Origin of the sequence: Corallococcus exercitus (assembly GCF_003611585.1) — a bacterium.
Lineage (GTDB): Bacteria > Myxococcota > Myxococcia > Myxococcales > Myxococcaceae > Corallococcus > Corallococcus exercitus.
Genome location: NZ_RAVW01000388.1, coordinates 1 through 9,423 on the forward strand (window position 1 = coordinate 1; position 9,423 = coordinate 9,423).

General features: G+C 71.2%; 8 protein-coding genes. 5 read left to right on the plus strand and 3 right to left on the minus strand.

Annotated features, from left to right (window positions below):
* The first annotated feature begins 127 nt into the window (after positions 1–127).
* Genes D7W79_RS33125 through D7W79_RS33140 form a run of 4 tightly spaced genes read left to right on the plus strand, consistent with a single transcriptional unit; the run spans position 128 to position 5,873 of the window.
* Positions 128–1,498, plus strand: coding sequence for a TAXI family TRAP transporter solute-binding subunit (locus D7W79_RS33125; protein WP_120529353.1), 1,371 nt, complete (start codon positions 128–130; stop codon positions 1,496–1,498).
* Positions 1,495–2,511, plus strand: coding sequence for a nucleotidyltransferase domain-containing protein (locus tag D7W79_RS33130; RefSeq protein WP_120529354.1), 1,017 nt, complete (start codon positions 1,495–1,497; stop codon positions 2,509–2,511). The genes D7W79_RS33125 and D7W79_RS33130 overlap by 4 nt, the downstream gene beginning before the upstream one ends.
* A 21-nt stretch (positions 2,512–2,532) precedes the next feature.
* The gene (locus D7W79_RS33135; protein ID WP_120529355.1) at positions 2,533–4,128 is read left to right on the plus strand and encodes an MBL fold metallo-hydrolase; all 1,596 of its coding nucleotides are present in this window, start codon (positions 2,533–2,535) and stop codon (positions 4,126–4,128) included.
* On the plus strand, positions 4,125–5,873 hold the full coding sequence (locus D7W79_RS33140) for an ABC transporter ATP-binding protein (RefSeq protein WP_120529356.1): 1,749 nt from the start codon (positions 4,125–4,127) through the stop codon (positions 5,871–5,873). Before D7W79_RS33135 ends, D7W79_RS33140 begins: the two co-directional genes overlap by 4 nt.
* Before the next feature lie 24 nt (positions 5,874–5,897).
* Here D7W79_RS33140 and D7W79_RS33145 read toward each other — a convergent pair whose 3' ends face one another.
* Positions 5,898–6,236, minus strand: a complete 339-nt coding sequence (locus tag D7W79_RS33145; protein ID WP_171437953.1) for a TerB family tellurite resistance protein — start codon at positions 6,234–6,236, stop codon at positions 5,898–5,900.
* Between the two features lie 156 nt (positions 6,237–6,392).
* On the opposite strand from D7W79_RS33145, the gene D7W79_RS33150 reads away from it, so the two are divergent.
* Positions 6,393–7,463 carry a helix-turn-helix transcriptional regulator gene (locus D7W79_RS33150; RefSeq protein WP_120529357.1) on the plus strand — a complete coding sequence of 357 codons (1,071 nt, stop codon included), beginning with the start codon at positions 6,393–6,395 and terminating at the stop codon, positions 7,461–7,463.
* Here D7W79_RS33150 and D7W79_RS33155 read toward each other — a convergent pair.
* Complete coding sequence (locus D7W79_RS33155; RefSeq protein WP_120529358.1) at positions 7,458–8,339, minus strand: alpha/beta hydrolase; 882 nt, start codon at positions 8,337–8,339, stop codon at positions 7,458–7,460. The genes D7W79_RS33150 and D7W79_RS33155 overlap by 6 nt on opposite strands.
* A 2-nt stretch (positions 8,340–8,341) precedes the next feature.
* On the minus strand, positions 8,342–9,304 hold the full coding sequence (locus D7W79_RS33160) for a TIGR01777 family oxidoreductase (RefSeq protein ID WP_120529359.1): 963 nt from the start codon (positions 9,302–9,304) through the stop codon (positions 8,342–8,344).
* Positions 9,305–9,423: the final 119 nt, after the last annotated feature.

The following is a 9,423-nucleotide window of genomic DNA, read 5'->3' on the forward strand; positions in this document are numbered from 1 at the left end:
GGGAGGGAGGGTGTGTCGCGCAAGGGGATGCGCCAAGTGCCCCCGGGTCGGGACGTGCTCGCCTGCTTGGACCAACGCGGTGTACGGCGGGGCCCCGCACGGCGCGGTCGGTATACTGCGCATCCCCATGAAGACGGACACGTTGAAGGCGCAGCTCAAGCGCACGTTGCGGCGCGACCTGTGGATCGCCGTCGCCCCCGCGGCGCTGCTCATCGCGGCCGCGTTCGCGGTGACGTTCTATTTCGTCAAGCCCGCGCCGCCCAAGAAGCTGGTGATGGCGCTGGCGCCGGACGAGGGCGGCTTCAACTACATGGCGAAGCGCTACCAGAAGTTCCTCGCGCAGCACGGGGTGACGCTGGAGTTGCGCAACACGAAGGGCTCCGTGGGCAGCGTGGCGCTGCTGAACGCGGAGGACAGCGGGGTGGACATCGCCTTCGCGCAGAGCGGCACCACCGGCGGCAAGGGGCAGGAGGTGCCGGAGCACGTGGCGTCGCTGGGCAGCCTCTCCTACGTGCCGCTGTGGGTCTTCTACCGGGGCGAGCCCGTGGACGACGTGCGCGGCCTCCAGGGCAAGCGCATCGCGGTGGGCCCCGAGGAGAGCGGCACGCGCGCGCTGGCGATGACGCTGCTCCAGGCGAACAAGGTGGACGCCGCGCCCACGGAGCTGTTGCCGTTCGACCGCGACGCGGCCATCGAAGCACTGACGCAGGGCAAGGTGGACGCGGTGTTCCTGGTGTCGCCGGCGGAGTCCCCGCGCATCCAGAAGCTGGCGGCGGTGAAGGACGTGCGGCTGCTCAGCTTCTCGCGCGCGGAGGCCTACACGCGCCGCTACCCGTATCTGTCGCGCCACGTGCTGCCGCAGGGCGTGTTCGACTTCGCGAAGAACGTGCCGGACCAGGACGTGGTGCTGCTCGCGCCCAACGCGCTCCTGCTGGCGCGCGACACGCTGCACCCGGCGCTGTCGTATCTCCTGATGCGCGCGGCCAGTGAGATCAGCGGCACGGCGGGCATCCTGGACAAGACGGGCGAGTTCCCCGCGCCGCTCGCGGCGGGCTTCCCGCTGAGCAGCGAGGCGAAGCGCTACTACGCGACGGGCGTGCCGCTGTTGCAGCGCTACCTGCCGTTCTGGGCGGCGAACCTGGTGGACCGGCTGTGGGTGATGCTGGTGCCCATCATCGCGGTGGTGGTGCCGCTGGGGCGCGCGGTGCCCGCGGCGTTCCTGTGGCGGGTGCGCTCGCGCATCCACCGGTGGTACGCGCGGCTGAAGGAGATTGAAATCCAGCTGGAGGAGGACCCGGACCAGGAGATGCTCCAGGACATGCTCCGGCGGCTGGAGGAGGCCGAGCGCGAGGTGAACCGCATCGCGGTGCCCATTGCCTACGCGGAGAACCTGTACTTCTTCCGCGAGCACGTGGACGTCGTGCGCCGCCGCCTCACCCGCAGGCTGGCGGGCGCGCCCGAGCACAAGGAAGCCCACCCCCTGCAGGTGCCCGCGTGACGGAAGTGGAAGAGGTGTCGCTGGTCGGGCTGACGGAGGACATGGGCGTCAACGCGCTGCTGTTCGGCTTCGTGGGGCTGTACGCGCTCACGTTCCCGGGACGCGTGCGCGCCTGCTACCTGGTGGGCAGCCACGCCACCAGCGAGGCGGTGGGGGAGAGCGACCTGGACCTCACGCTCGTCTTCAAGGACACGTTCCTGCCGGGCGAGGAGGACCGCTTCGAGCGCTTCCGCATGGCGGTGGGCCCGCTGGCCCGCTACCCGCTGGACTTGAACGCGGTGGAGGAGTCGCGGCTCGTCGCCGAGGGCGAGGTGAACCTCAAGCAGAACGCGCTGCTCATCGCGGGCGAGGACGTGCGCGACCGCGTGCCGCTGATGCCGCTGGAGGCGTGGACGCGCCACAGCATGCACCAGCCCTACCGCTTCATCGAACGCGCGCGCGCCCGCCCCGAGGACGCGCCGCTGCGCTTCCCGCTGGCGTACCCGGACCCGCACGGCGAGCTGTACGGCTACGACTACCGCGAGGTGACGGACGCGCAGGGCCAGTTGTACCGGGGCTTCAAGGAGCTCGTCACGCTGGCGTGCCGGATGGCGACGGCGGTGGTGGCGCTGGACGCGGGCCGCCACACCTTCTCCAAGCGCGACGCCATCCAGGCGCACCGCGAGCACCTGAACGACACCTGGACGCCGCTGTACGAGTCCATCTTCGCGCTCCGCCAGAAGTGGGGCTACCGCGTGCCGGAGGACGCGGCGGCGAAGGCCGCGCTGAAGGACGCGTGCGCGCGGATGCTGGACGCGGAGAACGCCTTCCTCGCGCGCTACCGCGACTTCCTCCTGCTGGAGGTGACGCGGGGGACGGTGCGGGACCGGGTGCTGGCGGCCCGGCGGCTGGGCGACATCGCCTATCCGGACGCCGAGGTGCCCCAGGCGCTGAGGCGGCTCCTGGAGTCCCCGGAGCCGTCGCTGCGCGAGGCGGCGCGCGAGTCGCTGGCCCGGCTGGCGAAGGCGGCCTGAGAAACCCTTGAAGGAGTGTTGATGTCGCGCCCCCCGGTGTACCTGAAGCAGAACGTCGTCGCCGAGCCGCTCCACAACCAATGGTACGCATGGTGGTTCCTGGCGTCGCCCATGACGGCGCCGCTGTTCGTCGCGAACCTCCACGTCAAGATCATGGAGTCCTTCGTCGCGAACCCCGCCATCCACGTCGCTGCGCTCAAGAGCCCCGCGCTGCGCGGCGGCCCCTACCTCAACTGCGGCGTGGAGCGGGTGGGGGAGGTGAAGGCGCTCTTGGAGCGCACGCTCCAGGAGGAGTCGCTGGCCCTGCGGTACGCGGCCGCGATGCGTGAGCTGGACGCGCTGCTCGCCTCCGCGGAGGGCTACTCGCTGGAGGAGCTGTACCCTCGCGTGCCGGACCTGCTGCGCGGCTACGTGGAGCTCACGTATGACCTGCGCAACCGCGCGTCAGCGCGCTTCTTCGAGCCGCTGCTCTACCGCAGCCCCTTCCACCGCGAGTCCTCGCAGAGCGTGTCCCTGCGGCTGGTGCACGGGGACGCGCGTCCGTATGTCTTCAGCACACCCCGGCTGGACGACTCGCGGGACGGCGACCTCCAGGTGCGTCTGCCCTTCAAGCACGAGGCCTGGGACACGCTGTTCGCGATGCGGCGCACGCCGGCCCTGCTGGAGGCGGTGCGCGACGCGCTGGGGATTGCTCCCCAGGACGGAGACACCTTCGCCACCTTCTTCACGCCCGAGCCGCCCCGGCCCGCCCCGCGCTACGACGGCGACGGGGTGCGCGTGCGCTACTTCGGCCATGCGTGCGTGCTGATTGAGTCGCGCCACGTGAGCGTGCTCACCGACCCGGTGGTGAGCTACGACTTCCCCACCGACCTGCCGCGCTTCACCTTCGCGGACCTGCCGGAGCGCATTGACTACGTGCTGCTCACGCACGGCCACGCGGATCACCTGATGTTCGAGCCGCTGCTCCAGCTGCGCCACCGCATCGGCACGGTGGTGGTGCCCGCGGGGGGCGGCGGCGCGCTGGTGGATCCGTCGCTGAAGCTGATGCTCCAGCACGCGGGCTTCCGCAACGTGGTGACGCTGTCGGAGCTGGAGTCGCTGCCGGTGCCGGGCGGCGAGCTGATGGGGCTGCCCTTCCTGGGCGAGCACGGCGACCTGGACGTGCGCGGCAAGCTGGCGCACCTGGTGCGGCTGGAGGGCAAGGCGCTCTTGATGGCGGCGGACTCCAATGCGCTGGAGCCCCGGCTGTACGAGCACGTGCAGCCGCACGTGGGCCCCATCGACATGATGTGGCTGGGCATGGAGTCGGAGGGCGGGCCGCTCAGCTGGATGTACGGGCCGCTGTTGCCCGCGCCGCTGTCGCGGAAGATGGACCAGTCGCGGCGGCTCAACGGCTCCAACGCGGCGCGCGCCATCGACATCGTCCAGCGGCTCAAGCCCCGGCAGGTGCGCATCTACGCCATGGGCCGCGAGCCGTGGCTGGGCCACGTGATGGTGATGGGCTACCACGAGCAGTCCCCGCAGCTGGTGGAGTCGCGCAAGCTGCTGGCGCACTGCCGGGAGCACGGCGTGGACGGGGACATGCCCTACGGCCAGGCGGAGTCCTTCCTCCGGTGACGGCACCCACCCGGGGTTCGGTCACCGTGAGCCGCCTGCTGCGGCTGGCCTGGGAGGAGCGCCGCGCGCTGGGCGTGGGGCTCTTCTTCCTGGTGGTGGCCACGGCGCTGTCGCTGGTGCTCCCGCAGGCGTTGCGCGTCATCGTCGACGAGGCGCTGGGCGCGAAGGACCAGACGGTCATCGACCGCATGGCGCTGGGGCTCACCGTCGTGTTCGCGGTGCGCGCGGTGTCGGATGCGCTGCGCTTCTACTTCTTCAACACCGCGGGGGAGCGCGCCGTCGCGAAGCTGCGCGAGGACCTGTTCGCCCGGCTGGTGGACCAGGAGGTGGCCTTCTTCGACATGCGCCGCACGGGCGAGCTGACCAGCCGGCTCACCGCGGACACCACCGTGCTGCAGCACGCGGTCAGCAACAACATCGCCACGGCGCTGCGCAGCGGCGCGCAGGCGGTGGGCGGCCTGACGATGCTCTTCTACACGTCGCCGTCGCTGGCGCTCCTGATGGTGGCGGTGGTGCCGCCGGTGGCCATCGCGGGCGTCGTGGTGGGGCGGCGCATCCGTCAGGCCTCGCGCCAGGTGCAGGCGGCGCTGGCGGAGGCCACGGGCGTCGCGGACGAGGTGTTCACCGGCATCCGCACCGTGCGCGCCTTCGCCGCGGAACGGCACGAGGTGGCGCGCTACCGGGGGCGCCTGTCGCAGGTGCTGTCGCTGATGTATCAGCGCTCGCGCCTGTCGGCGGCCTTCATGGCGGGCAGCGGCTTTGGCGGCCTCTTCGCGGCGGCGCTGGTGCTCTGGTACGGCAGCCGGCTGATGATCCGCGGGGACCTGTCCGTGGGCAGCCTCACGTCGTTCCTCGCGTACACGCTGCTGGTGTCCACGGCGCTCAGCGGGCTGACGGACCTGTGGGGCGACTTCATGCGCGCGTCGGGCTCCGCGGAGCGCGTGTTCGAGATGATCGACCGCGTGCCCGCCATCCCGCTGGAGGGCGGGGAGCGGCCCTCCTCGCTTGCGGGGCGGGTGTCGTTCCGGGACGTGCGCTTCGCCTATCCCTCGCGGCTGGACGTGCCGGTGCTCCAGGGGTTGGACCTGGAGCTGGCGCCGGGGGAGGTGGTGGCGCTGGTGGGGCCGTCGGGCGGAGGCAAGTCCACCATCGCCGCGCTGCTCGCGCGCCTGTACGACCCGCAGGCGGGGGGCATCTGGGTGGATGGGCATGACCTGCGCACGCTGGATCCGGGCTGGCTGCGCCGGAACCTGGGCGCGGTGGCGCAGGAGCCGCTGCTGTTCTCCTGCTCCATCGCGGACAACATCCGCTATGGCCGCCCGGACGCCACGGACGCGGAGGTGGAGGCCGCCGCGCGGGCCGCGAACGCGCACGACTTCATCCAGCGCTTTCCGGACGGCTACCGCACGGAGGTGGGTGAGCGCGGCGTGCAGCTGTCCGGCGGCCAGAAGCAGCGCGTGGCCATTGCCCGGGCGGTGCTCAAGGACCCTCGCATCCTGGTGCTGGACGAGGCGACGTCCGCGCTGGACGCGGAGAGCGAGCACCTGGTGCAGGAGGCGCTGGAGCGGCTGATGCAGGGCCGCACCACGCTTGTCATTGCCCACCGCCTGTCCACCGTGGCCAATTCGCACCGGGTGCTGGTGCTGGAGGGAGGCCGGGTGGTGCAGAGCGGCAGCCACGCGGCGCTGATGGCCCAGGAGGGGCTCTACCGGCGCCTGGTGGAGCGGCAGTTCGTGGCGGCCTGAGCCTCCAGGCCGCCGGCGGGGACTTCAGGGCGCGATGCCGAGCAGCTCGCGGATCTGCCGGGCCATCTCAATCTCGGCTTCGTGCACGTGGCCGTCGCCCGCGATGAGGGTGTGGACGGCGTCGAGGACGGCCTTGGGGTCCTCGCGCAGGACGCTCAGGTTCGGCGGCGGGAGCGGCTGGCCCTCCTGGAGGCAGCGGGTGAGGGCGCTGAGTTCCGTCAGGGGCACGCTGAAGCCGCGCGCGGTGTCGATGATGGAGTCGATCTCCTCGCGGGTGACGCGGCCGTCGCTGGTGGCCACCTGGAGCAGGAGCTTGATGACTTCGATGTGGAACTGGGACTCAGGGGGCAGCGGGGCAGCCATGTGGGTCGGATCCTCCGGGGGCGGTCCAGGCTGACCTGCCTGGGGGGGATCCGTCCAGCGTGACCTGCCTGTCAGCCCTGTCATACCTCTTTGGAGGGATGGGCCCTGTTTCAGCCCTCGTAATACTTGTTGGGTATAGACACCGGGAGCGTACCCATGGGCAAGGCACGGAAGTTCCTGTCACGTGAGCAGGCGTTGTTCGCGCAGTTGAAGGAAGCGCTGGGGGAGGCGCGGACCCTCGAGGACGTCTACGAGGCCCTCTCCCAGGCGCTGCTCACGCTGTGCGAGGCGGACCACCTGGCGGTGGGCGGCGCGCATCCGGATGGGACTGCGGGGCTGCAATGGAAGACGAACACCGTCCAACCCCTCCTCAAGGATTACGCGGACTGGGTGCAGGAGGACTTCGTCTTCCAGTCCACGTTGGTGCATCCCAACCAGGTGCTCAGTGACGTCCAGATGCTCCGGGGCAAGCCCCTGTCGGAGACGGAGTCCTTCCGGCGCAGCCAGGGCGCGGGGCTGAAGCTGAAGCGCGTACTGGCGTCGCTTCTCTTCACGGACCAGGAGTTGAAGGGAGGGATCGCGATGTATCGCGAGTCCACGCGCCCCTTCACGCTCCGGGCGCAGTGGTTCCTGCAGCAGATCACCCCCTACATCACCCGGACGGTGGCCCGGCTCCAGGAGTTCTACTCCCTGCGCTTCGAGAGGGATCTGCTGAAGGCCATCGCGATGGGGTCCAGCCCGGTGCTGGTGTTGAACAGCATGGGGCGCAGGGTCGCGGACACGGGGCCGGCCATCCCGCTGCTGGAGCGGTGGTTCGCGCCCCACGAGCTCAGCGACGGGGTGCCCCGGGAATGGATGGAGCGGGTGATGGCGCTGTCGCGCTTCGACGTCGCGGTGGATCCCCGGCTGGAGTCCCTCACGCTGGAGCGGGGCGCGGAACGGGTGGACGTGACGTTCAGCCAGTCCTCCGTCATCTGGGGCGGCCGCAAGCTGTGGCAGGTGCGCATGCACGAGCGTGCCCACTGGCTGCGCCCGGACTGGAAGGCGAAGCTCACCGCCCAGGAGTTGCGCGTGGCGGACTGTCTCCACGAAGGCCTGGCGAACAAGGAGATCGCTCCCCGCGTGGGCTGCTCCGTGGAGACGGTGAAGGTCCACATCAAGTCGATCTTCGAGAAGACCGACACCCACAGCCGCGCGGAGTTCGTCGCCAGGGGCCGGCGCTCATAGCGCGCGGTCGAAGAACTCCCGCAGCTTGTGCGCGTAGCCCTCGGGGTCCTTCTGGGCGTATTCGCCGTGGGCCGCTTCTGGCAGCACCCACTGCTCCTTGGGTTCGCAGGCCGCCTGGAAGAGGCGGCCTCCCAGCTTCCGGGGCCCGTCCGGGTCGCTGCCTCCGTTGATGAGCAGCAGCGGCCGTCCCTCCAGCCGGCACATGCCGTCAACCGGCCGCACCTCGTCCACGTCGATGCCTTCCCGCCGCAGTCCCCAGAGCACCGCCCAGGTGCTCAGGCCGTAGTGCGAGCCCATGTCGACCGCCAGGTCCGGGAACGCACCGGCCACCGCCACCGCCTTCACCCGCGCGTCCTCCTGAGCCACCAGCAGGGCCGTGGTGCCTCCCATGGAGAAGCCGAACAGGCCCACCCGACCCGCCGTCACATCGGGCCGGGCGCGCACGAACGCCAGGGCCGCGCGCACGTCCTCGCGCTCGCTGTCGCCCCAGCCGACGCCGTCGCCTTCGCTCTCGCCCTGGCCGTGCAGGTCGAAGAGCAGGACGCCGTGGCCGCTGGCCGCCAGCGTCCGCGCCTCGAAGAGCATCCGCGTGCGGTTGTCCGCGAAGCCGTGCACCAGCACCACCGCCGTCCCGTCGCGCGACGGCACGTACCACCCGCGAAGGACCCGCCCCGCCGCCTGGAACGACACGTCCTCCAGGCCCGGCAGCGCTTCCTCGCCGGAAGGCCGCGTCACCGGGACGCGCGCCGGGTGCACCAGCCCGCGCGCCGTCCGCAGCCCGCGCACCGCCGTGAAGGCGCCCGCGCCCAGCACGCCCAGGACGAGCGCCAGTACGAACAGCCGGACCCAATGGACGCGGTACTTCTTCGTGGACACGGTCAGCTCCGGACGGGCCCGCCACCCGCGCGCCAGCGCTCGACGAGGTTCTTCACGGCGGTTCCCCAGTCGGGGTACTCGAAGGTGAAGCCCGCGTCCAGCAGCCTCCCGGGCACCACGCGGCGGCTCTTGAGGAGCAGCTCCGTGTCCGTGCGCATGAAGAACGCGCCCACCTCCAGCATCCACTTCGCCGCCGGCAGCCCCACGCTCACGTGCGCCGCCTCGCGCAGCTTCGCCATCAGCTCCTTCTGGGGCAGGGGATTCGGCGCGGCCAGGTTCACCGGCCCGGCCAGGTCGTCGCGCTCCAGCAGCAGCTGCACCGCGCGCACGAAGTCCTGGCCGTGGATCCACGACACGTACTGCTGGCCACTGCCCGCGGGCCCACCCAGCCCCCGGCGCGTCAGGCCCAGGAGCACGTCGAAGATGCCCTCCTTGTCCGGGCTCATCACCATCGCCGTGCGCAGCGCCACCTTGCGCGTGTGGGGCGTGTCCGCCTCCGCCAGCGTGCGCTCCCAGGCCTGCGCGATGTCGATGCTGCGCTTCCAGTACGCCGGCACGCCCGGCTCGTTCCCACCAATGATTCCGGTGGCCTCGTCGTTGGGCGCGTCCAGCCGGTGCGCGTACAGCGTCGCGGTGCTCATCTGCAGCCACACGCGCGGCGGCTTCGAGGCCCGCTGGATGGCCTGTCCCACCACCCGCGTGGAGTCCACCCGCGAGTCCATCATCTGGCGCAGGTTCTCCTCCGTGTAGCGGCAGTTCACGCTGCGCCCCGCCAGGTTGATGACCGCGTCGGCGCCGTCCACCTCCTTCGCCCAATCACCCAGCGTGCGCCCGTCCCAGGACACCGTGCGCGCCTCTCCCCGGCCTCCCCGGCTGATGAGGACGACGTCATCACCCCGCGCGAGGAACGCCCGCGCCAGCAGTGCGCCCACCTGTCCCGTGCCACCCGGAATCACGACCTTCATGGATGCAGCCCCCTCGGTCCCTGCGTCTGCCGGAGGCATAGCGCGCACCCGTTCCGCGCCGCCCGGCCCCGGACGCCGGGCGGCGCGGAACGGGTGCGCGCTATGCCTCCGGCAGACGC

Coding starts and splice junctions, on each gene's coding strand:
- D7W79_RS33135 (WP_120529355.1), top strand. CDS start 2,533: ATGTCGCGCCCCCCGGTGTACCTGAAGCAGAACGTCGTCGCCGAGCCG.
- D7W79_RS33145 (WP_171437953.1), bottom strand. CDS start 6,236: ATGGCTGCCCCGCTGCCCCCTGAGTCCCAGTTCCACATCGAAGTCATC.
- D7W79_RS33125 (WP_120529353.1), top strand. CDS start 128: ATGAAGACGGACACGTTGAAGGCGCAGCTCAAGCGCACGTTGCGGCGC.
- D7W79_RS33150 (WP_120529357.1), top strand. CDS start 6,393: ATGGGCAAGGCACGGAAGTTCCTGTCACGTGAGCAGGCGTTGTTCGCG.
- D7W79_RS33160 (WP_120529359.1), bottom strand. CDS start 9,304: ATGAAGGTCGTGATTCCGGGTGGCACGGGACAGGTGGGCGCACTGCTG.